At 69.0% G+C, this 20,763-nt stretch carries 21 protein-coding genes; 13 read left to right on the top strand and 8 right to left on the bottom strand.

Translation table 11 applies throughout. The features are described 5' to 3' along the window. The 6 genes from ID574_RS54065 to ID574_RS54040 form a co-directional block, all read left to right on the top strand. The coding region (locus ID574_RS54065) for a coiled-coil domain-containing protein (RefSeq protein ID WP_188196893.1) at nucleotides 1-1,040 on the top strand (1,040 nt) is incomplete at its 5' end. 157 nt (nucleotides 1,041-1,197) lie between these two features. Continuing rightward, a complete protein-coding gene (locus ID574_RS62160; RefSeq protein WP_336245656.1) occupies nucleotides 1,198-2,349 on the top strand; it encodes a DUF4158 domain-containing protein in 1,152 nt (383 codons plus the stop codon). After that, nucleotides 2,295-2,570 carry a hypothetical protein gene (locus ID574_RS54055; protein WP_188196892.1) on the top strand — a complete coding sequence of 92 codons (276 nt, stop codon included), beginning with the start codon at nucleotides 2,295-2,297 and terminating at the stop codon, nucleotides 2,568-2,570. The genes ID574_RS62160 and ID574_RS54055 overlap by 55 nt, the downstream gene beginning before the upstream one ends. A 117-nt stretch (nucleotides 2,571-2,687) precedes the next feature. Next, nucleotides 2,688-3,566: an NAD(P)-dependent oxidoreductase gene (locus tag ID574_RS54050; RefSeq protein WP_188196891.1), complete on the top strand. Its 879-nt coding sequence runs from the start codon at nucleotides 2,688-2,690 to the stop codon at nucleotides 3,564-3,566. 102 nt (nucleotides 3,567-3,668) lie between these two features. Then, nucleotides 3,669-3,863, top strand: coding sequence for a hypothetical protein (locus tag ID574_RS54045; protein ID WP_188196890.1), 195 nt, complete (start codon nucleotides 3,669-3,671; stop codon nucleotides 3,861-3,863). 130 nt (nucleotides 3,864-3,993) lie between these two features. Then, on the top strand, nucleotides 3,994-4,131 hold the full coding sequence (locus ID574_RS54040) for a hypothetical protein (protein ID WP_188196889.1): 138 nt from the start codon (nucleotides 3,994-3,996) through the stop codon (nucleotides 4,129-4,131). Nucleotides 4,132-4,384: 253 nt separating this feature from the next. Here the strand turns inward: ID574_RS54040 and ID574_RS54035 are convergent, their stop codons facing one another. Beyond that, the gene (locus ID574_RS54035; RefSeq protein ID WP_188196888.1) at nucleotides 4,385-5,062 is read right to left on the bottom strand and encodes a helix-turn-helix domain-containing protein; all 678 of its coding nucleotides are present in this window, start codon (nucleotides 5,060-5,062) and stop codon (nucleotides 4,385-4,387) included. 146 nt (nucleotides 5,063-5,208) lie between these two features. Between ID574_RS54035 and ID574_RS54030 the strand changes: the two genes are divergently transcribed. Genes ID574_RS54030 through ID574_RS54015 form a run of 4 tightly spaced genes read left to right on the top strand, consistent with a single transcriptional unit; the run spans nucleotide 5,209 to nucleotide 9,087 of the window. Beyond that, nucleotides 5,209-6,417: a cytochrome P450 gene (locus ID574_RS54030; RefSeq protein WP_188196887.1), complete on the top strand. Its 1,209-nt coding sequence runs from the start codon at nucleotides 5,209-5,211 to the stop codon at nucleotides 6,415-6,417. A 5-nt stretch (nucleotides 6,418-6,422) separates the two neighbouring features. After that, on the top strand, nucleotides 6,423-7,349 hold the full coding sequence (locus ID574_RS54025; protein ID WP_188196886.1) for an ATP-binding cassette domain-containing protein: 927 nt from the start codon (nucleotides 6,423-6,425) through the stop codon (nucleotides 7,347-7,349). Beyond that, nucleotides 7,346-8,104 carry an ABC transporter permease gene (locus tag ID574_RS54020; protein WP_188196885.1) on the top strand — a complete coding sequence of 253 codons (759 nt, stop codon included), beginning with the start codon at nucleotides 7,346-7,348 and terminating at the stop codon, nucleotides 8,102-8,104. The genes ID574_RS54025 and ID574_RS54020 overlap by 4 nt, the downstream gene beginning before the upstream one ends. 8 nt (nucleotides 8,105-8,112) lie before the next feature. Further along, on the top strand, nucleotides 8,113-9,087 hold the full coding sequence (locus tag ID574_RS54015; RefSeq protein WP_223168054.1) for a hypothetical protein: 975 nt from the start codon (nucleotides 8,113-8,115) through the stop codon (nucleotides 9,085-9,087). Between the two features lie 29 nt (nucleotides 9,088-9,116). Here the strand turns inward: ID574_RS54015 and ID574_RS54010 are convergent, their stop codons facing one another. After that, the gene (locus tag ID574_RS54010) at nucleotides 9,117-10,352 is read right to left on the bottom strand and encodes a transposase (protein ID WP_223168053.1); all 1,236 of its coding nucleotides are present in this window, start codon (nucleotides 10,350-10,352) and stop codon (nucleotides 9,117-9,119) included. Nucleotides 10,353-10,588: 236 nt separating this feature from the next. Here ID574_RS54010 and ID574_RS54005 point away from each other — a divergent pair, with 236 nt between their 5' ends. Together ID574_RS54005 and ID574_RS63270 are read left to right on the top strand one after the other, a co-directional pair. Then, complete coding sequence (locus ID574_RS54005; protein WP_188196884.1) at nucleotides 10,589-10,762, top strand: hypothetical protein; 174 nt, start codon at nucleotides 10,589-10,591, stop codon at nucleotides 10,760-10,762. 5 nt (nucleotides 10,763-10,767) lie between these two features. Beyond that, nucleotides 10,768-11,127 (top strand): hypothetical protein, encoded by a 360-nt coding sequence (locus ID574_RS63270; protein WP_442939451.1) that lies wholly within the window; start codon nucleotides 10,768-10,770, stop codon nucleotides 11,125-11,127. 485 nt (nucleotides 11,128-11,612) lie between these two features. On the opposite strand, the gene ID574_RS61200 is transcribed toward ID574_RS63270, so the two are convergent. From ID574_RS61200 to ID574_RS53985, 5 genes are read right to left on the bottom strand one after another with little or no spacing between them, the layout of a single operon-like run. After that, nucleotides 11,613-11,975: an Ig domain-containing protein gene (locus ID574_RS61200; protein ID WP_223168052.1), complete on the bottom strand. Its 363-nt coding sequence runs from the start codon at nucleotides 11,973-11,975 to the stop codon at nucleotides 11,613-11,615. Then, nucleotides 11,972-13,399, bottom strand: a complete 1,428-nt coding sequence (locus tag ID574_RS54000; RefSeq protein WP_223168051.1) for a glycosyl hydrolase family 28 protein — start codon at nucleotides 13,397-13,399, stop codon at nucleotides 11,972-11,974. The genes ID574_RS61200 and ID574_RS54000 overlap by 4 nt, the downstream gene beginning before the upstream one ends. Nucleotides 13,400-13,449: 50 nt before the next feature. Then, entirely contained in the window at nucleotides 13,450-15,786 is a 2,337-nt protein-coding gene (locus ID574_RS53995; protein ID WP_188196883.1) for a glycoside hydrolase family 95 protein, read from the bottom strand. 41 nt (nucleotides 15,787-15,827) lie between these two features. Further along, nucleotides 15,828-15,971 carry a hypothetical protein gene (locus ID574_RS53990; protein ID WP_188196882.1) on the bottom strand — a complete coding sequence of 48 codons (144 nt, stop codon included), beginning with the start codon at nucleotides 15,969-15,971 and terminating at the stop codon, nucleotides 15,828-15,830. Then, the gene (locus ID574_RS53985; protein ID WP_188196881.1) at nucleotides 15,968-16,639 is read right to left on the bottom strand and encodes a type 2 periplasmic-binding domain-containing protein; all 672 of its coding nucleotides are present in this window, start codon (nucleotides 16,637-16,639) and stop codon (nucleotides 15,968-15,970) included. Before ID574_RS53985 ends, ID574_RS53990 begins: the two co-directional genes overlap by 4 nt. 176 nt (nucleotides 16,640-16,815) lie before the next feature. Here ID574_RS53985 and ID574_RS53980 point away from each other — a divergent pair, with 176 nt between their 5' ends. Beyond that, nucleotides 16,816-17,277: a hypothetical protein gene (locus ID574_RS53980; RefSeq protein WP_188196904.1), complete on the top strand. Its 462-nt coding sequence runs from the start codon at nucleotides 16,816-16,818 to the stop codon at nucleotides 17,275-17,277. A gap of 217 nt (nucleotides 17,278-17,494) precedes the next feature. On the opposite strand, the gene ID574_RS53975 is transcribed toward ID574_RS53980, so the two are convergent. Then, nucleotides 17,495-20,653: an ATP-binding protein gene (locus tag ID574_RS53975; RefSeq protein WP_188196880.1), complete on the bottom strand. Its 3,159-nt coding sequence runs from the start codon at nucleotides 20,651-20,653 to the stop codon at nucleotides 17,495-17,497. Between the last annotated feature and the right edge of the window lie 110 nt (nucleotides 20,654-20,763).

The raw sequence follows: 20,763 nt of genomic DNA, 5'->3' as shown, positions 1-20,763 counted from the left end.
TGACTATCTGGCATGGCTTGATCAACAGCGGCTACCGGCGCTGGCTGCCGGTCACCGACGACACCCCGGCCGTCTCGCTGAACGAGGGCAACACCCCGCTGCTGCGCTCGGCGCACCTGTCGGAGCTCGCCGTGCAGGCGGAGGCGCACACGCGGGTGGCGATCGCGCGTACCGAGCGGGAGCAGGCGTTCGAGCAGGTACGGCTCGCTCGCGAGGCCGCCGAACACGCCCGCAGGCAGACGGCCGAGATGCGGGCCCGCCTCGAGGAGGCGGAACACGAGCGGGAGACCGCGCTCAACGATGCCGAGAGAGCGCGCGAGCAGGCGCTGGCCGCGCTGCGGGAAGCCGCCAGCACCGAACGGCAGGCCCTTCAGACCGCCGAGGAGGCGAAGCGGCGCGCGGATCAGGCCGAGCAGCGGGCCAAGGAGGCGGCACGCCAGGTCGAGCTGACCGAACGGGCCAGGGATCAGGCCGTGCAGGAACTGGCCGAGCGTGTGGAGTTGGCGGACAAGCGCGCCGCGGAGGCGCGGGCGCAGGCCGTACAGGCTGAGGAGGAGGCCGGTCGGGCACGGGAGGAAAGGGATCGCGCCCGGGAGGAGACGGCGGCGGCGCTGCGGGCGCGTGAGCAGGCGGAACGTGACGTGATCGCGGCCAGGGCCCGGGAGGAGGCGGCGGCGCAGGAGCGCGAGCGCGCCATGGAGCGGGCTGTCGCGGCCGAACGAACAGCGGCCGAGGCGGGACGCGACCGGGCGGTGGCGATTCAGGAGGCCGAGAGGGCGGCGACCGAGGTGGAGCGGTTGACGGCGAAGGCGGCCGCGCTCGAGGAGGAGGGGGCGGCGGCGCTGGCCCGGGAGCGCAAGCTGGTGACGCGGGAGAAGGCGCGTGCCGATGCGGCGGTCAAGGAACGCGATCAGGCGCGGGCGGAGTTGCGGCTGGAGCGGGTACGGCTGGAGGACCTGCGAGCCGAGCTGGAGGCGGCACGGGCGGAGGCGGCTCAGCTGCGGGAACGAGCGGTCGCGGCGGAGCTGCGTTCGAAGTGACGGAGGTGACGTGGGTGACTGAAGCCGACGGCGGTGACGCCTGAGTTGGGGTGCCGGTAAGACTGCTGTCACCCGGTACACGCGATTGCGTTAGTGCAGCTCAACGAGGGTCTTTCCTGGGCGACAGCGATTCTTTCGCCGATCCTGGACGTGTACGATCAAGCACGGTCAGTATGGACACCGGCATCGTGGATCTGCGGGCGGGAGGCTGCCCGCTGGCGAGAGAGCCGGATGTCTCGTGGCGCGTGTGCTGGACGAGGACGATCTGATTGGGAACTGGACGCTGGTAGGCGACGAGCTGGACCAGTCGTCCTGGCGCCGGGGCGCGACCAAGCTGGGGTTCGCGCTGCTGCTTCGGTTTTATGCCGTGCATGGCCGGTTCCCGACCGGCCCCAGTGAGATCCCCGACCAGGCGGTCACCTACGTCGCACGCCTGGTGGACGTGCCCGCGTCCGAGCTGCGGTTGTATGAATGGGACGGCCGCACGATCAAGGCGCACCGCGCCGACATCCGCAAGTACTTCGGCTTCCGCGATTGCACTGTCGCCGATGCCGAGAAGGCCGCACAGTGGCTGGCCGTCGAGGTGTGTGAGAAGGAGCGGCAGGTCGACCGCGTGCGCGAGCAGCTGCTGGCGCATTTGAAGAATGAGCGGATCGAGCCGCCCACCCGGGATCGGCTACGGCGGATCATCGGATCGGGGCTGCGGTGGATGGTGGTCTTGGCGACCGCGCGGGTCTCGTCGGCGCTCTCCTTGCGGCGTTCGGCCTCAGCCGGGATGGAGGGCGCGGCCCAGTGCTTCTTGGTCTGGCACCAGGCGAGCCAGGAGGTGATGGCGGCGCGGTTGCGGTTCCAGGTCGCCGGCGCACAGCCGCCCCACAGTTCGGTTAAGCGCGGTGCCGATCTCGGCGTCGGCGACCTCGGCGAGCGGCCGGTCGCGGCCAAGGAGGGTGGTGACGCGGTCGATGTAGGCGCGGTGGGTGTTGGGGTTGGCGGTGCGCGGAGTGACGAGGAAGGCGTCGGCAGCCGCGGCGAGCGTGATGTGCCCGCCGCGCAGAGCGGAGATCTTCGGCGCGGCGCTCATGCCGGCCGTCGGGCGGCGGACGCCGTGCCTGCCCGAAGGCCCGACGCTCGGATAGCTGCGATGAGCCCCAAAGTAGCGATGAGTAACTGCGATTACGCCTCGCAGTCGATCGCCCTGAGGCGGCCACGATCAGCCGGTTCTCGGCCGTGCACGACGGCGTACGGCAGGGGGTCGTGCTGGACGACGCCTTCCGTGCGGCGGCGCGGGCTGCGGCCGCCGGCGGGATGATGCGCTCGCCGAGGTCGGGGTTCACCGCGTACTTCCACGAGGTGGCGGAGATCCCGGCGGAGTTCGCCGAGGCGGGGCTGGCCGAGGTGCGGCACTACGGGCTGGAGGGCGCGTTCTGGTTGTACGAGGGCCTCGACGACTGGCTCGACGACCCCCGGCGGCGCGCCCTGCTGCTGGAGGAGTTGCGGGCGATGGAGTCGGAGCCGTCGCTGCTGGGGTGAGCGGGCACCTCCTCACCGTGGCCCGCAGGTAGCGAGCCCGCAGCATGCCCGTAGTGGACCCATGGTGGTTCCGTAGCGGGCTGCGCGATCGTGGATGCCATGACGAAAGGAGCATTCATGTCCGAGCGCAACGCGGTGACCGTGATCGGCCTGGGCCCGATGGGCCGGGCCCTGGCATCCGCCTTGCTGGCGGCCGGTCATCCGACCACGGTGTGGAACCGTACCCCTGGCAAGGACGAGGCCCTGGTGGCGCGGGGCGCCGTCCGCGCCGGCAGCCCCGAGGAGGCGGTGGCGGCGAGCCCGTTGACGGTCGTCTGCGTGGTCAACTACGACGCCGCCGACGCCGTGCTGCGGCGCGGCCCCGTCGCCGCGGCGCTCGAGGGGCGCACGGTGGTCAATCTGAGCGCCGACACCCCTGATCGGGCGCGTGAGAGCGCGACGTGGGCGGCCGGGCACGGCATCGGCTACCTGGACGGCGCCATCATGACGCCGACCCCGACCATCGGCACCGCCGACGCGGTGCTGCTGCACAGCGGCCCCGAAGGGCTCTACCGGGCGCATCGGGAGACGCTGGAGGCGCTGGGCGGCGGCCAGACGTACCTGGGTGAGGAGATCGGCCGGGCGGCCGCGTACGACATCGCGCTGCTCGACATCTTCTGGACCGCCATGGCGGGGTACGCGCACGCGCTGGCCGTGGCGCGGGCCGAAGGCATCACCGCGCAGGAGCTGGCCCCGTTCGCGGGCGGGATCGCGGCCATCATGCCGCCGTTGTTCGAGGAGAGCGCGGCGCTGGTGGACAAGGGCGACTACACCGATGAGATCAACCCGATCACCTCGGCGGCCTCGACCATGGCGCACATCGTGCACCATTCGGAGGCGCACGGCATCGACGCGAGCGTGATGCGGGCGGCCGAGGGGCTGGCGCGCCGCGTCATCGGCGCCGGTCATGGCGCCGATGGGCTGCTGCGGATCACCGAGCTGCTCAACCCCCGCTGAGGGGCGGGGTTACGGCTCGAACAGGGCGGGATAAGTCCGGGACGATAACGATCACTGACAGGTTTCCCCAGGTCGTGGTGCACGATGCTCATGATCGGCCACATGAAGGAGCTCATCGTCCTGCGCTTCGACGGCCGGGACGGAACCACGTCGATCATGGACTTCCACAAGGCGGCTGAAGGCGAGCGAGCCATCGCCGACGCCGCACGAGCGGCAGAACGATCACTCGCCCGCGGGAGTTTTGATGAGTTCACCGTGGTCCACTATTCGGTGATCGCATCCTTCCCGGAGATGTAGCCCGCTTGAACCGTGCTGCACCAACGCTTCACTTTGGGGCCCATCGCATCTATCCGAGCGTCGGGCCGATAAGCGTAGTTAGGCCTCAGCGCGGGGTGGGTACGTCCTAGCCGATCCGGAGTGGGCCGCGTTGCTGAAGCCCGCCGACCGGCGTGGGCTGACGCCGCTGTTCTGGCAGCACGTCCAGCCCTACGGCGAGGTACGGCTGGACGTCGCCAAGCGGCTGGCGCTGAGCGGGGATGTCGTGCAGCCCGGCAGCCCGGAGTAGGTCACCATCGCGTCGTAGTGCGATGCGCGCGAATTCGGCAGGCGGTTGAGCAGTAGCGGCGGCGACGTCCCGTCGCAGGCTGGATGATGGTCAGCCCGCATTCGGAGCTTCGCACGGAGTTTTGTTGCGTGGTGCCGCTGGCGTGGCGCTGCGTGCGGGAGTTTCGTTGCGGGGTCGAACAGGGCCTCGTGGGCGTTGAGGGGGCGATTTGACCACAGCACGTGAAATCCGGGAAACGATCCCAGCGGCCTGATCACGGAGGGAGGTCGCGCCAGCGTTCGGCCGACGTCAGAGCGTCCAGGCTGATCCGCTCCAGGTACGCACCGCCCTTGGCCAGGCGGCGTCCCACTGGCGTGTCGAGCCCGAGCGTCTGTCCCGCCGCCTTCGTGATCTCCGCCGCCGCGAGCGTCTGCCGGGCGCTGATCACGGTCGAGTGGTACCAGGCGTCGTCGTCGACCACGTAGATGTCGCGGCGCCGCTGCGGATCACGTTCGCGCCTAATCAGCCCCTGCTGGGTCAGGTAGCCCACTGCCATGGAGATCGAGGCGGGACTGACGTTCAGTCCGCGCGACAGCTCGGCCGCGGTGAGCCGGCCGTCCTCGCTCAGCCACAGGCCGATGAGCACGCGCGCCACCATTTTCGGCAGGCCCATCCCGACCGCCAGCTCGACGGCTCCCTCTTCCACTTTCAAGGCCGTGCGGTCCTGGGGTTCGGGCGAACGTGCCGGGGTGTCGCGCCGTGCCCGCCGCGCTGCCGCCTGGTGCGCCCGCTCGGGGCGGTAGTCGCGGGGGCCGCCGTTGCGGCCGACCTCGCGGCTGATCGTCGAGGTCGGCCGGTCCAGTCGCCTGGCGATCTCGGCGTACGAACGTCCTTCGGCGAGGCCGGCCGCGATGCGCTGGCGGTCCTGCCGGGTCAACCTTCCTTCTGGCATGGCGCCAGTATTGCGTTCGGCTCCACACAATGCAACGTATCATTGCATTCAGCTTCAGCGCCAACGCATCAATATTTCGGCTTTGACCTGCATTTATGTGTATCGATTGATTGACGGAATTTCTGAAAGCAACGTAGCTTTCAATCATGTCGAACGCGAACTATCGCGTGGAGCCGGTCACTTTGTCCCTGGACCGCGCACCCGCCTTCCCCTTCGATCCCGCGCCTTCGCTCACCGCCCTGCGCGCAGAGCAGCCGATCGCCCGCCTGGCCGTGCACGAGGGCGCCCCCGGCGTCTGGATGATCATCGGCTACGATCTGGTCCGCCAGATCCTCGCCGACCCGCGGTTCAGCTCCCGCTACGAGACCCACTATCACCCCCTGGCGGGTGGGCACCTGCCGCCCGCCCCCGTCGGCGACCTGACCGGGATGGACGCACCCCAGCACACCCGCTTCCGCAGGCTGCTGGCGGGCAAGTTCACCGTCCGCAGGATGAACCTGCTCACCGAGCGGGTCACCGAGATCACCCGTGAGCGGCTCGACGCGATGGAGCGGCAGGGGCCGCCCGCCGACCTCGTCGAGGTCTTCGCGCAGCCGGTGCCGGCGCTGATGATCTGTGAGCTGCTCGGCGTGCCGTACCAGGACCGCGACCAGTTCCAGAGCTCCACCCGGGCCCTGTCGGACGCCGCGACCGCTGAGGCGCAGTACGCCGCCTTCGTCGAGCTCGGCACGTACCTGCGGGAGCTCGCGCTCGCCAAGCGGGCCAAGCCGACCGACGACCTGCTCAGCGACCTGGCCACCGGCGGCGACCTGACCGATGAGGAGCTCGGCGGCGTGGCCGCGTTCCTGCTCGGCGCCGGGCTCGACACCACCGCCAACATGCTCGCGCTCGGCACCTTCGCCCTGCTGCGCAACCCGGCCCAGCTCACCGCCCTGCGCGGCGACCCCGACCTGGCCGTCGGCGCCGTGGAGGAACTGCTGCGTTACCTGTCCGTCGCCGCCACCGGTATGCGCGGCGTGCTGGAGGACGTGGAGCTCGGCGGCAGGCAGCTCAAGGCGGGCGACACGGTCATCATCGCGATCAACGCCGCCAACCGGGACCCGGCCAGGTTCTCCGACCCCGACGTGCTCGATCTGCGCCGCTCGGCCGCCGGGCATCTGGCCTTCGGCCACGGCGTCCATCAGTGCCTCGGCCAGCAGCTCGCCCGCATCGAGATGCGCGTCGCGTTTCCCTCGCTGCTCATCCGCTTCCCGACGCTGCGGATCGCCGTACCGGCTGAAGACCTGTCGCTGCGCACCGACCCCTCCCAGGTGTACGGCGTGCACAGCCTGCCCGTCACCTGGGATCGGGGGTGAACGCGATGCGGACCTTCGTCTCGGTGACGGGGCTGCGTAAGTCCTACGGCGCCCACCGCGTCCTGGACGGCATCGACCTGTCCATCCCGCAGGGCACCGTCTTCTCGCTGCTCGGCCCGAACGGCGCGGGCAAGACCACCACAGTGCAGATCCTGTCCACCCTGGTCAAGGCCGACGCCGGCGAGATCCGGGTGGCCGGGCACGACCTGGCCACAGAACCCGACAAGGTGCGTGCGGCGATCGGCGTCACCGGCCAGTTCTCCGCCATCGACAGCTTCCTCACCGGCGAGGAGAACCTACGACTCATGGCCGACCTGCTCCACCTCGGCCGCTCCCGCGGACGCGAGCGCGCCCGCGAACTGCTGGAACGCTTCGACCTCACCGACGCCGCGCGCAAGCCCGCAGTCACCTACTCGGGCGGCATGCGCCGCCGCCTCGACCTCGCCATGACCCTCGTCGGCACTCCCAAGCTCATCTTCCTCGACGAACCGACCACCGGCCTGGACCCGCGCAGCCGCCGCACCATGTGGCAGATCGTCCGAGACCTCGTCCAGCAGGACGGCGTCACCGTCTTCCTGACCACCCAATACCTGGAGGAGGCCGACGAACTCGCCGACCGCATCGCCCTGCTCAGCCAGGGCCGGCTGGTGGCCGAAGGCACCCCCGAGAAGCTCAAGCGCATGGTCCCCGGCGGCCACATCGTCGTGCGCTTCGCCGACCCCGACGGTTACCTCAGGGCGGCCTCCCACCTGAGGGCCACCTCACGCGACGAGGAGTCCCTCACGGTGCAGATCCCCGACACCGGCGTCAGCACGCTGCGCAAACTCCTGGAATGGCTCGACGCACAGGCCATCGACGTCGCTGAACTGTCGGTGCACACACCCGACCTGGACGACGTCTTCCTCGCCCTGACCGAGGAGTCCTCCCGATGAGAGCGATCACCGACTCCGCGACCATGCTGCGCCGCCAGATCAGGCACATGTGGCGCTACCCCACACTGATCCTCACCTACGCGGGCGTCCCAGTGGTGCTCCTGCTGCTGTTCGTCTACGTCCTCGGCGGCATCATGGGCACCGGGATCGGCGGCGACCGCGCCGCCTACGCCGCTTACATCACCCCCGGCATCATGATCATGACGATCGCAAGCGCCGCGCAGGGGACAGCGATCTCGGTGGCCGTGGACATGACCGAGGGCATCGTCGCCAGATTCAAGACCATGGCCATCGCCCGCGTCTCGGTCCTGACCGGGCACGTGCTCGGCGCGCTGGTCCAGAACTTCATCGCGATCACGGCGGTGACGCTGACGGCCCTGCTGATCGGCTTCCGCCCCGCCGCCTCCGCGCTGGGCTGGCTCGGGGTGATCGGCGTGCTGGCGATGTTCACCTTCGCCATCACCTGGCTGTCGGCCGCGCTGGGCATGGTCACCAAGAACGTGGCCACGGCCAGCAACCTGCCGATGCCGCTGATGCTGCTGCCGTTCCTGGGCAGCGGCGTAGTCCCGCCGGAGTCGATGCCCGGCCCGCTGCGCTGGTTCGCCGAACACCAGCCGTTCACACCGGTCATCGAAACCCTGCGCGCGCTACTGGCCGGGCAGCCCGCGGGATCCAGCTTCGCGGCGGCGGCACTCTGGAGCGCGGCCATCGCGCTGGGCGGATACCTGTGGGCACGCAAGCTCTACAACCGGTGAGGATAGACGTGTTCAAACGCCTTCTTCCAGCACTTGGCCTGCTGGTTCTCGCGCCGCTGGTCGGCGAGTATCTGCTCGGCAACATCGCCATCGACGCCCTACCGATGATCATCGGGCTGATTCCGCTCTACGGCGGTGGCGCGCTGCTGATCCGCGAGGTCGCCCGCCGATGGCGGCTGGGATGGCCGGGGATCATCCTGCTCGGGCTCGCCTACGCCGTGATCGAGGAGGGCCTGCTCACCCGGTCACTGTTCGATCCCGACTATGTCGGGCTGCGGTTGCTCGACTACGGGTTCATCCCGGCACTGGGCATCGGCGCCTACTGGACCGTGTTCGTCCTGGCCATCCATGGGGTATGGAGCATCGCGGTGCCGATCTCGATGGTAGAGGCGGGCTCACGCCGGCCGGACACGCCCTGGCTCGGCAAGGTGGGCCTCATCGTGTCAGCCGTCCTGTTCCTGCTGGGCGGCGCGGTGCCCATCGCCCTCGCAAGTCCGGCCATCTACCCGTTGTCGGCCGCTCAGATCACCTGGACGCTGATCACGGCGGTCGCCCTGATCATCGCCGCGTTCCTGTCCGTTCGATTCCGCCGCCCCCTCCTCCCGGCCACGCCGGCCAGCCCGTGGACCGTCTTCGCGACCACCATCGTGGCCGGGCTGGCGTTCTGGCTCCCCACCATGGCGGGCAAGCTGCAGTCCATTGTGCCCGCATGGATCACGGTCGGCTTCTACCTCGCGCTCTACGCCACGATGACGCTGCTCATCCTGCGCTGGTCCCGACGCATGGGCTGGGGACCCTGGCACAGGTTCGCCCTGAGCGCTGCCGGCCTGGTCACCTACGCCTGGCACGGCTTCCCGCAGCCGCCGAGTTTCCCCGCGCCCGCGCATGTGGACCTCATCGGCAACGCGGTCTTCGCGTTGGCCGCCCTCGGGCTGCTCGCCTTTGTGCTGGTACGGCTCCGCCGCACCGCTCCGCCAACTTGACTCTGTCGGGGATCTTGTTCGCTGTCGGGTCAGCTGGCGGCTCGCCAGGAACGCAAGCGCGGGATGCCTTGCTGGTCGAGGTAGTCCTGGAAGGCTGTCGGCGGTCGTGGCGGCGCGCTTTCTCCAGGAGGGTGCCGGCTGAGGCGTTCGACGTTGACGGCGATGGCGGTGAGCACGTGTTGCAGGTGGGCCTTGGCTTGCCCGCGGTAGCGGCAGCGGCGCATGCCATGGCCGTGGGCGAACTCGCAGATGGTGCCCTCGATGCCGGAACGCACCGCGTAGCGCTTGTGCCAGTCCGGTTCTCGCTGCTCCGCGCGGTTGCGCAGCTGCAGTTCGTGTAGTTTTCGTGGAGGAAAGCCCACGTTGCGCGCACCGTCGCGGGAGGTGGTGCACTTGGCTCGGACCGGGCAGGGTTGGCACTGGCTCTTGGTGAAGCGGGCCACGATCAACGGGGCGGCGGTCAGCGAGGATGTCGGATAAGGGCCGTGCCAGCCCTTGCTGACCTGGCCCTGCGGGCAGGTGACTTCCTGGCGGTCGAAGTCGATGCGAAAGTCGTCGGGGGCGAAACCCTCACCCTGGCGGTTTTGGTGGGTGGGGTTGCCTGGAAGCGGTCCGACCACGGTGATCTGGTGTTCACGTTCGGCCTGTTCGAGGTGGACCAGGGAGGTGTAGCCACCGTCGACCAGGTGCTGCTCGGGCTGTAGGCCCCGGCGTTCCAGCCGGGTGTGGATGCCGGGCAGGACCTCGGTGTCAGCGCTGGTCGCGGGCATGGTGACCACGTCCGTGATCACATTGGGGCCGTCGCCGGAGCAGGTCTCGGTCACGTGCGCGAGGAACCCCTGCCAACGGGTGACCTGCCCCCGACGCGCATAGCGGGCCGTCAGGTCGTAGGGCGAGATGATCCGCTTGGCCGAGGGCGGCAGACCGCTATCGTCGTCATCGTCACGCCAGCGCAGCCGCCCGGTGGAGTCGCAGTAGTAGGTCTGCACCAGGATCTGTCGCAGGGCCTGCACCTGGGGGCCGCCCAGCAGGCCGGGATGGTTTCGGCTCAGGTGTTCCAGCAGGCGACGGGCATCTGCCCCGGTGGTGTTGATCCTAGTCTTGGGCCGGGTGGGGTTCTTGCCCAGGCGGACCTGCCGGCCGTAGCGGCGTCCCCAATCCTCATCGACCAAACCGTTCAGCGCGTGAGCGGCAGTGCGGGCCAGTTCCTCCAGAGCTGCGCGCATGGCCTCGGTGACCAGCTCCAGGCGGGTCAGGTCGCGCACGGTGGCCAGGACATGGGTGGAATCGGTGCGCTGGGCGGTGAGCTCCGGGACCTCCAGCGCGGACCGGGGACGAACCGGTAGAGACACCTCATCACCTCGGGGGAATGGCCGACTTCGCCGACCCCAGAAGCCTCACAGTTACTGATCAGTCGCCCCTCGGGACATGCCGGATGTTTCAAGATTCCCGACAGAGTCAAGGAGCCGGTCGGGCAGACGCCGACACCGACGGCGAGCCGTTGACCGACGCGACCGCCCGCGACTGGGCGGTCCGCGACTATCGCGCGCACTTGCTGGCCGTGGCCAAACGCGCCGAACTCCCCACCACCGCACCCCGGGTGCTGACCGAGCGGATCGCTCGACGCTTCCTGCGAGCGGTTCGAGGCTGGCTTGCAACCGCGACCGGGCCGTAGCACTGGTGCCCTACTACGCAGGCACCCGCATCAGCGAACTCGTCACCCTAGACGTCGATGACGTGCGCCTGTCCGCCCGCAAGGGCGCCCTGCGAATCCTCGGCAAGGGCGAGAAGGTCCGCCAGGTGCCCATCCCCCGCTGCGACATGCCTTACAGGAGTGGCTGGACGATCGGGCCGATTGGCCCGGCGCTGACAGCCCAGCCCTGTTCCTCGACCGGAAAGGAGGACGACTCTCGGCGACCGCCGCCCACAACATCATCACCGACGAATGACCGCCGACCGGCACTCATCTGTCAAGGTCGCCAAAGTTCCGGTTCTCTGCCTACCCTGCTGATCCCGCACGCCATGCCCAATTTCGCCTAGCGGGACATGATTTCGGAGAACACGCGCGAAGGCGCGGCAGCCGCGGCCGCCGCCGGCAAGGTGCTCGGCGCCCGGCCGCCCTTGACCCGCGCAAGGCGCAAGCAGCCGTCACCGCGTACCGCGAAAGGGCCGCTGTGAAGGCGCTCGCTCGTGAGCACGGCGTTGCCCCCGAACGATCCGCCGGGTCCTCGATGCCGCCGGTGCCCGCGAACTGCCCGACGACGTCAAGCAGTTCCTGGAGGATCCCGCCCACATCGAGGACCAGGAGCGGGTGGCCGCCGATCAGCCGGTGACCATCGATATCCCCGGCCGGCTCGCCGAGCACCTGCCATGCTGGAGCAGTGAGCCGCTCTCACCCGGGGAGGGCTCCACATCGGCCGGGCGCAAGGCCTACCGATTACTGAGAGTTACTTTTCCTCTGGTGACGTCAACCCGAGCGGTGGGGGCGCTCCAGCCGATGCGCATCGAACGCTTCGCCGCGGTACTCAGGCGGGGTGTCCGACGGTGACGGTGAGAGACTTGGTCGCCGTGCCCACGTTGTTCGTAGCCGAGACGGTGATCGTGTAGGTGCCGGGGACCTGCGGAGCTCCGGAGACCAGACCGGTGTTCATGTCCACCGTGAGGCCCTTCGGCAGGCCCTCGGCGTTGAACGACGTCGGCAGCGCGGTCGCGGTGATCAGGTGGTTGAAGACCTGCCGGGCGGTGGCCGTGGCCTCGCCCGGGCTGGTGATCTGCGGCGCGACGGCGGCCGCGGGCGTGGCGGCGTCCAGGAACCTCAGATTATGCACGTGCTCGTTGACGAACATCGGGACCGTGTCCGATTCCAGGTACCAGCCAGGCTTCCTCATCGTGTTGGCGATGACCGTGCCGTTGATCGCCAGGTTCTGGAAGGTGACGTTTTGACGGCATGGTCGGCGTCGTAGCCGACGATGATCGACATATTGGCGCGGGTGCCGTCGTACTTCAGGTTCCGGACGTACACTCCGTCGATGCCCCGGCCGACGGACGTGTTGTACTTGGCGTTGTACATCACCTTCATGTTGATGAGCTGGCCCCAGCGGAAGTCCTCCACCCGGACGTCCTGGATGCGGACGTTGCGGAGCAGGTTGCTGTCGCCCGGGTTGAGCGAGAAGCAGCCCTGGTAACCGATCTGTGGCTCCCGGTGGTCGAGAACGTCGATGTCGCTGAAGACCAGGTTCTCGATGATCTCCGGCTTGTCGGTGTTGCCGTGCGTGGCGATGTTCACCGGGTGTGCGACGTCGGCCCAGAGTGTGGAGTTGCGGACGACGACGTTCCGCACGTCGCCGTAGTAGTTGGAGCGGTGGCCGTAGATGGCGATGCAGTCGTCGGACGTTCGCAGGTAGACGCCCTCGATCAGCACGTCCTCGCTGCAGAACACGTCGATGCCGTCGCCCCACTGGCCGGCGCTGTAGTGGTGGAGGTTGCGGATGGCGACCTGCTTGGACTGGCCGACCGTGACGGAGTAGCCGGCGCGCGGATTGAGCACCATGATGCCGTCGATCTCGATGTTGTGGGAGAAGGCCACGAGGGCGCCGGCGTACTCCGAGTTCCACAGCACGCCCCGGCCGAGCAGCCGGGCGTTCTCGACCCCGTTGAACTCCACCCGGGCCTTCACCACGGCGCCACCGGCCAGGTAGACCGTCTTGCCGCTGGGCACCGTCACCACGCCGCCGCTGACCGTGTGGAGACCGGGGCCGAAGTAGATGACGTCGGGGTCGTCGGGCTCGGGCCGCTGCGATTCGATCGGGTTGGCGTGCAGCTGCAGGTTGTCGAAGATCTCTCCGTCGATCTCGATGGAGAGGTTGCGCGGGTCGGTGAGGGTGAAGCTCACCGTGTCGCCGTCCACCGCGTACTGGGTGGCGTACGACAGAGGACGGATCCGCGCGTTGCCGATGGCGCCCTTGGACGAGGTGACCGCGACCTCCACGGTGCCGCTGAAGTCGAAGGTGGCGACCGAGGAATTCTTGACGATTCCACCACCCGTCTTCTCGTTGATGATCTTCACCTGGGCGCGGTAGACGGGTACCGGCGTCCACTGGCCGTTCGGCGTGCGGGCCTTGACGGAGAAGCTCGCGTTGGTCGGGACACCGGCCGGGATGGGGTAGACCACCAGCCGGTCGGCGGCCTCGGGCCGGTCATCCGCTCTCGCGCTGCCGGTCATCGTGCCGATCAACGAGTACGCGGCGGCGGTGGTGCCCGCGGCCTGGAGTAACGTGCGCCGGCTCAGCCCGGTGCCTTGCGGGTCGGTCATGGAAAGTCTCCTTCGGGGGGTGGAGCGTGCCGATCGGGCTGTCGATCCGCTCAGGCGCGGGCCGTGTAACGACGTTTGGCCACGCCGTTCCAGGACAGGCGGAGGCGTCCGGGAATCGCTCCGCCGACCTCGACATGAGGCACTCTGGTGCCGTTTTCGTCGACGACGTTCAGGGGCGGGGTGTCGCCGGGTATGTCGATGACCACTTCGCCGGGCCGGCCGACCGTGATGTCCGCGCTCACCAGTGTTCCCGCTCGCCAGGCGAGGTCGATCTGGTGTCCGCCGCGGCAGCGCACGCCTCGCACGGATCCGGCGGGCCAGCTCGTGGGCAAAGCTTTGAGCAGGCTGATGGCGCCCTCGTGGCTCTGCACGAGGAGCTCGGTCATGCCGGCGACCGCGCCCAGGTTGCCGTCGATCTGGAAGATGTTGCCGCCGGGCCAGTCGTCGTGCGGGTGCAGATCGAGCAGCGACTGCGAGCTCAGCTCGCCGAGCAGGACCGCGATCGCCTGCTCGGCGAGTTCGGCGTCACGCAGGCGGGCGGCCAGGCAGAGGATCCACGCCTGGCTCCACCCGGTATAGCCGCTGCCGTGCTCCAACCGGTGACGCAGTGCCCGGCGTGCCGCCGCGAAGTGAGCGGGCGTGGCGGCTTCGGTGATGCGGGTGCCCGGATACAGGCCGTACAGGTGGGACAGGTGGCGGTGGCCGGGTTCGCGCGGGGGACGTTCGTCGTACCATTCGAGCAGCTCGCCGGTCGAACCGATGGCGACGTCGCGTAGGTTCGCCAGCGCTGCCCGCGCCCGCACGGCCAGCTCGGCGTCGTCGTCCTCCGAGGCGAAGCGCTGGGCCAGGCTGACATACCGCGACAGCGTCTCCCGCACCAGCTCCTGGTCCATCGCCGAACCCTCGGACACGGCCGCGTAGGCCGACGCACCGACGAGGAAGTGGTGCTCGGGCGAGGTCGAGGGGCTCATCACGAGCTCGCCCCGCTCGTCCGGAACCAGCATGTCCAGCGCGAATCGCGCCACCGATCGGAAGACGGGCAGGGCGATCTCCACGGCGAACGCGTCGTCGGCCCCGTAGTCGAGGTGGTCCCAGAGGTGGGCCGACAGCCACAGGAGCCCTGAGGGCCAGTTGGCCCACTGGGGATCGCCGTGCACCGGCGTCGAGAACCGCCAGATGTCGGTGTTGTGGTGGACCACCGAGCCGCGGGCCGCGTAGCACCGGGTGGCAGTCGGCGCCCCGCTCTCGACGAGCTCACGCGTCAGCCGGAACAGCGGCTCGTGCAGCTCCTGCAGGCCGGTCGACTCCGCCGCCCAGTAGTTCATCTGAAGATTGATGTTGGTGGTGTAGTTGCAGCTCCAACCAGGACGGACGTCGAGGTTCCAGATGCCCTGAAGGTTGGCCGCCTGCGTGCCCGGCCGGGAGCTCGAGATCAGCAAATACCGGCCGAGGTGGAAGAAGAGCTCGGCCCCGGCCGTCTCGGGCCCTGAGGCCGACAAGTCCAGATCGACCCGATCGAAGTAACCGCGGTAATCCTCGCGATGCCGCGCCCGCAGCTTCGACGTCTCGATGGACAGAGCTCGCGCGACCCGTTGCTCAGCCTCGGCGGCGATCGATCGAGGTTCCGCGCTGGGGCGCCGGTCGAAGCCTCGGAACCCGCTCGCCGCGGCCGCGATGAGCCGGACCTCGCCGGGAGCGGCCCGATGCACCGCCACGACGACGGCGAATCCCATACCGGCCGGAACTGTTTCCGTTCCGCCGGATTCGTCGGCCGCATAGACGACGGCGGGCTCCCGGTCCACATAGTTCGGCAGCACGTGCGCGGGCGCCCGTCCGGTGGCCACCAGCCACCGGACGCCATGCGCCTCCCGCTGCGCGACCTCCACGGTCGGATGCTCGGAGACGAACGCGGGCAGCGTGACCTCGTCGCCGCCCGTGACCGACATCACGAGGACCCCATCGGGTGCCGAGACGAAGCTCTCCACCCGGACCGGCCCGTAGGCCGTGCTCGCGATCGCCTCGGCCAGATCGAGCTCGCGGATGTAGCCGTCGAGCTGCCTGTCAGGGGCGTACTCCCACTCCAGCCACCCGAGCGGCTGATAGGACTGGGTGTAGCCGGATCCCTGCAGGGAACGGGCGAGCTCGTCCGCTCGCAGGTGATCGCGCTCGCGGATCGCCCGCCGCAACTCGGGAAGCAGGCTCCCGGCGGGAGCGCTCGTCTCCGAGGCCGACGGACCGCCTGACCAGACGGTGTCGAGGTTGAGGTCGACGCGCTCGACCCCGGCTCGCCCGTACACCGTCGCCCCCAAGCTGCCGTTCCCCAGCAGGAAGGCGTCGTGAAAGACGGCGGCGGGCGCGGCCAGCCGGATGCGGTGGCGTTCGTCCATGTCGTTTCCTTGGAAGTGCGTCGTATTGCTGGGCGTCGTGATTACTGGGCGTCGTAGGCCTGCTGCTGGATCTGCAGGTACCGCTGCAGGCCGAGACCGTTGAGGCCCTCCAGGTAGGCGGCCCAGTCCTGGTCGCTGTCGATGTTCTTCTTGCCGGTCACGAACTCCAAATTGGACTGGGTCACGTAGTTCTGGATGTTGGTCTGCAGGGTCGCCGCCTCGCCGGCCACGTCGGTGCCGAGCCAGAGGTTCCAGTATTGGACGGCGGCGCATCCGGGTCGGCGGGGATCACCTTGAACAGCGGCTTCAGGTCCTTGTTGAGCGCCACGTCGCCGGAGTCCGGCTTCTTCCAGTTCACGCCCTCCTTCCCGAACTCTCCCTGCAGATGCCCCCCGTCGGTGAAGATGTAGTCGAGCATCTTGATGGCCGCGATCTGGTCCTGCTCGGTGGCCTTGTTCGTCAGGACGAACGTGGCGCCGGGAGTACTGGCCGGGCGGTAGGAGGTGTAGGCGACCCCGTCGGGACCGGTCAGCGGCGGCACCGCGTCGTAGTCCTCGTCTCGCTTGTCCTTCTGGCCCAGGGTGACCAGGATCGCCGGGTGCAGCATGGTCGCCGCTCCGACGATCACCGCGTCGGCGTTGTCGCCCTTGGCCTTCAGCGCGTCCCGGTTCTGAATGAAGGCGCCCGGGTCGATGAGCCCTTCCTTGTACAGCGAGGCGACGTAGCGCAGTCCCTCACGCCATTTTTCCTGCATGGGCTGGAACTGGACCTTGCCGTTGTTCAGCGCGAGCGTGGGGACGGTTGCCTCGCTTGCTCGGCGAACGAACGCTCGCCATCCCTCCTTGCTGGTCACCGGCTTCCTTCGGTGAAGGCGTCGAAAACTTCCATCGGCGGTCACCCTCGCCCTCTCGACGAGCTCACCCGTCAAGCGCCGTCAGGGGTCTGACCGCCACCCTGGGGCGCCTTCGCATCGACCGCCAACTCGAAGAGGCTCTGACTCGCGGCCCCGATCCCCTGCATCTGGCCACCGTGTTCGGCATCGATGACAAGACCGCCATCCGCTACGCCAACGCCGCCCGCCACCTGGGCAGACCGCCGCGGAAGCGCCCGAACCACCGTGACACCATAGGCGTCGTGATCTCCGCGGATGAGTTCGTCAGCCGAAGGCTGCTCCAGGTAACGGTGTCCTGGCACACCCACCCTAGCGGCGACCAAGCCTCACTGGTGCACATGTGGTTGCACCTGAGCGATCTCGGCCCGGTCCGCTTCCACACCGCCCCCGACGCCTCGCTCGAGCTGACGCTCGATCAACCACACGACTCCTATGACATGGACGAGTACGGCCAGGTCATCGTCGACCACCGGATCGAGACGGAGATCGGCCTCCGGCTCGAACTCGATCACGGCGAGGTGCGCATCCTCAACCTGGGCGACGAACTGGTCATCACCGACACCGCCCTGCCGGACGCGCTCGAAGCCGCCCTCCGCTGACACTCCCTCGCGACATTCAGCGTGCTGAACGCACGTGGCGAACAGGCGTTGAGATGCCGAACCCACGTGAGTTCCCGCTCCTGGTGAGCTGTGTGATCGCACGGAGACAGGCGATGGACGAGCAGACGGAGACCCACTGGGTGCTGCCGAACTTCGCCGACCTGTGCGACACATTGCTCTTTCCTCGTACTTGGCCTGCCCCCCTGCCACCCTGGACTTATACACGTAGCTTCGTCAGACGGTCGGTGGCCTCGTGTGGGGTCAGGTCGGCGCCCCGTTCATAGGCGCTGTCGTAGTCGGTACGGCCGAGCGACTCCGCGAGCATCTCCGAGAGGCAGCGCAGTTCGGTGTCGCCGTGGTCGAAGGCGCCGCGGATGGCCTGACTCAGGCCGAGCGCGGTGGCCGCGCCTGCCGGATCGCCCTCCAGCCACAGTAGCCTGGCCAGGAGTTGAGCAGCCAAGGGGGCATCCATGATCGCCTGCGCCGCCTCGACAGCGCGGGGCATCAGTTCGCGGGCGCGTACGGCGTCGCCAGCGGTGAGGAGGTTGGCTACCCGAGCGAGGAGCAGCCGAGGGTCGATGGCCTCCGCCGACTGGGGCAGCTTGCGCAGGAGCGCCTGCATCCTGTCGAGCGCTTGATCGGCGCGTTCGACCTCTCCGGAGCGGCGGTGCAGTTCTGCCTGGACGCCGAGCACCTCGATCTCCAGCGCCGGCTGGCCACGCCGCCGGGCCGCTCCTTCGGCGGTGTCGATGTCGCGCTTCGCGCCGGCCAGGTCACCGGCGCGCATGCGTTCCGTGGCGAGCCCGAGCCGGGTGGAGACCTCGTCCTGCGAGCCGAGGTCGGTGGCGATCGCGAGGCTGTGCTCGTAGGCGGTGATCGCCTGGTCGTGGTCTCCGGCGATGGCGTGGATCTGGGCCAGGCCGTACAGCGCCTTCGCCGTCCACCACCGATCGCCCGTCTCCTCGAACAGGCGCAGTGCCGTGGTCATCGCGGTCGCGGAGCTCTCCCGGTCGCCCTGTTCGCGATGGCGCATGGCTTCGATCATGAAGGTGCAGGCGATCGCCCAGCGGTCCGGGCCGCTGCGCACCCGGGCGATCTCTTGATCGAGCAGCTCGTCCAGCCCGAGTATCGCCGCCATCACCAGCACTATCGTCAGGAGCATCGGATAGCGGCGCAGCGCGCCCGTGCGCGCGCAGTCGCCGATGAGCGCGCGGAGCCGCTCGTGGTCAGTGATCGGCCCGCCCTCGACGCCCACCAGGTGGATCGCGGTGAACGCGGCGCGGGCGTCCGCGGGCAGCGCGTCGCCGAACTCGGTGACCTTGGCGATGTAGGTCTCGGCCCGGGCGTCGTAGCGGAGCATGACCCAGTACCAGTACAGCGGTCCGAGCATCCGGGCCGCGGTCTCGGCGTCGTCTCCGTCGATGGCCGTTTGCAGGGCGTACATCAGGTTGTCGTACTCGGCCTGGAACAGCCGCAGCGACTCCGCCTGCTTGTCCGAGCGCAGCAGCGGCTCGTGTTCGTCGGCCAGGTCCGCGAAGTACCGGGTGAGCCCGCGCAGGACGGCGTCGGTCTCTTCTGCGAGTCGGAGCTTGTCCGCCGCGTGTGCCCGGATGGTTTCCAGCATCCGGTAGCCGTCGCCGGCCCGCTCCACGATGGATTTGTCGACCAGGGAGTCCAGGAGGTAGACGACCTCGTCCGCGGGAACCGTCTCATCTGCGCAGACCGCTTCGATCACAGCGATACCCGTCCGCGCCGGGAATATCGATATCCGGGCGGCCAGTGTGCGCTCTTGTGAGGTGAGGAGATCCCAGCTCCACTCAATGACCGCATGCAGCGTCTGCTGGCGGGGCTGGGCGGTCCGGTTACCGGTGCTGAGCAGCCGGAAGCGGTCATCCAGCCGCCGGGCGATCTGCTCGGCGCTCATGGTCCGCAGGCGTGCCGCGGCCAGTTCCAGGGCGAGCGGCAGCCCGTCCAGCCGGCGCACGATGTCCACGACCGGCCGCGCGGTCGACGCGTCCAGTGCGAAGCCGGGGTGTACGGCTCCCGCCCGGTCGAGGAACAGCCGCACCGCGGCCGATGCGGAGGCACGATCGCGATCCGCGTGCGCCGGGGGGAGGCCGAGGGGTCCCAGGCGGCACAGCGCCTCACCAATGACGTCCAGCGGTTCCCGGCTCGTGGCCAGGATGGTCAGGCCCGGCTGGCGCTCCAGCAACTGCCCGGCGAACTCCGCGACGGCTCCGGAGATCTGTTCGCAGTTGTCCAGAACCAGCACGCCTTCACCACCGGCGAGCAGGTTGACCACCCGCTCCAGTAGCGTGCCGGCCGGCTGGGCTCCGGCGAGGCTGATCGTGCTCAGTACCGCCTCCACCAGCCCGTCGGCCGTGTTCACCGCGGTCAGGGAGACCAGCCAGGCCCGGCCTCGCTGATGGACCCGATGCCGGCTCACGGCCTCCACCGCCAGCCGGGTCTTGCCCACTCCTCCGGGGCCCACGACGGTGACCAGCCGGGAGGACTCCAGCAACCCGGCCAGCAACCTCAGCTCCTCCTGCCTGCCGACGAAGCTGGTCAGCTGGGCGGGCAGATGTCCTGGCACTGCGTGCGGCCGAGCCTGTCGCGCCTGGGGGTACTCCCGCTCACCCCGCAGTACGGCGAGGTACGTCTCGCGGAGGTCCTCGGAGGGGTCGACGCCCAGTTCCTCGGCGAGGGTGCCGCGGACCTGGTCGAACACGGCCAGCGCGTCGGACTGGCGGCCTGCCGCATGCAACGCTCGCATGCGTAATCCGGCCAGCCGTTCGCGCAGCGGGTGACCGGCGGCCATCGCCGCCATATCGGCCAGGATCTCGTCGTGGTGGCCCAGTCGCAGCTCCGCCTCGAAACGGTCTTCCATGGCCGCGACCCGTAGCTCGTTCAGCCGCGCGCCGGCCGTGGCGGCGAAGGGGGTGTCACGCACGTCGGCCAGCGCGTCTCCCCTCCACAGCGCCAGCGCCTCGTCCAGCAGCGAGGCCGCTCGCCGCACGTCACCCGCGGCCAGTTCGCGACCGCCCCGCTTCGCCTTCTCCTCGAACCGACAGGCGTCGACGTCCTCGGCGCGTACGTGCAGGCGGTACCCGCCGGCCGCCCTCTCCACGACCTCCTTGTCATCGATGGCCTCGCCCAGAGCTTTGCGCAGCCGATGCACCAGCCCATGCAGTGCGTTGACGGTGCCCCCGCGCGGATGCTCGCCCCACAGGCCGTCAACGAGTGCGTCGACCGGCACCATCTCGCCCTCGGCCAGAGCCAGCCGGGCCAGCAGCGCTCGGACCATGACGCCGCCGACCTCGATCGGTGTGCCATCGTCGGCACAGGCCCGGACCGGTCCCAGCAACTCCATCCGCATGCACAAAGGCTATGAGCACAAAGACGCGCACGTGCCGTTTGAAAGTGGCGCCATACCGGCTAAAAGAGCGTTCTAAGACGCATGTAAGCGCCGGTGGACACCGTGGAGGA

The sequence above is a fragment of the Nonomuraea sp. SYSU D8015 genome (genome assembly GCF_008065375.1).
Taxonomy (GTDB): domain Bacteria; phylum Actinomycetota; class Actinomycetes; order Streptosporangiales; family Streptosporangiaceae; genus Nonomuraea.
Note: the sequence above shows the minus strand (reverse complement) of the source record. Positions and strands in the feature narration are given on the sequence as shown.

Bases quoted from the DNA above. Each gene is read 5' to 3' on its own strand.
- ID574_RS54030 (WP_188196887.1), top strand. From the start codon at position 5,209: ATGTCGAACGCGAACTATCGCGTGGAGCCGGTCACTTTGTCCCTGGAC.
- ID574_RS54020 (WP_188196885.1), top strand. From the start codon at position 7,346: ATGAGAGCGATCACCGACTCCGCGACCATGCTGCGCCGCCAGATCAGG.
- ID574_RS54025 (WP_188196886.1), top strand. From the start codon at position 6,423: ATGCGGACCTTCGTCTCGGTGACGGGGCTGCGTAAGTCCTACGGCGCC.
- ID574_RS53975 (WP_188196880.1), bottom strand. From the start codon at position 20,653: ATGCGGATGGAGTTGCTGGGACCGGTCCGGGCCTGTGCCGACGATGGC.
- ID574_RS54050 (WP_188196891.1), top strand. From the start codon at position 2,688: ATGTCCGAGCGCAACGCGGTGACCGTGATCGGCCTGGGCCCGATGGGC.
- ID574_RS54035 (WP_188196888.1), bottom strand. From the start codon at position 5,062: ATGCCAGAAGGAAGGTTGACCCGGCAGGACCGCCAGCGCATCGCGGCC.
- ID574_RS54045 (WP_188196890.1), top strand. From the start codon at position 3,669: ATGAAGGAGCTCATCGTCCTGCGCTTCGACGGCCGGGACGGAACCACG.
- ID574_RS54000 (WP_223168051.1), bottom strand. From the start codon at position 13,399: ATGACCGACCCGCAAGGCACCGGGCTGAGCCGGCGCACGTTACTCCAG.
- ID574_RS53995 (WP_188196883.1), bottom strand. From the start codon at position 15,786: ATGGACGAACGCCACCGCATCCGGCTGGCCGCGCCCGCCGCCGTCTTT.
- ID574_RS61200 (WP_223168052.1), bottom strand. From the start codon at position 11,975: ATGAGGAAGCCTGGCTGGTACCTGGAATCGGACACGGTCCCGATGTTC.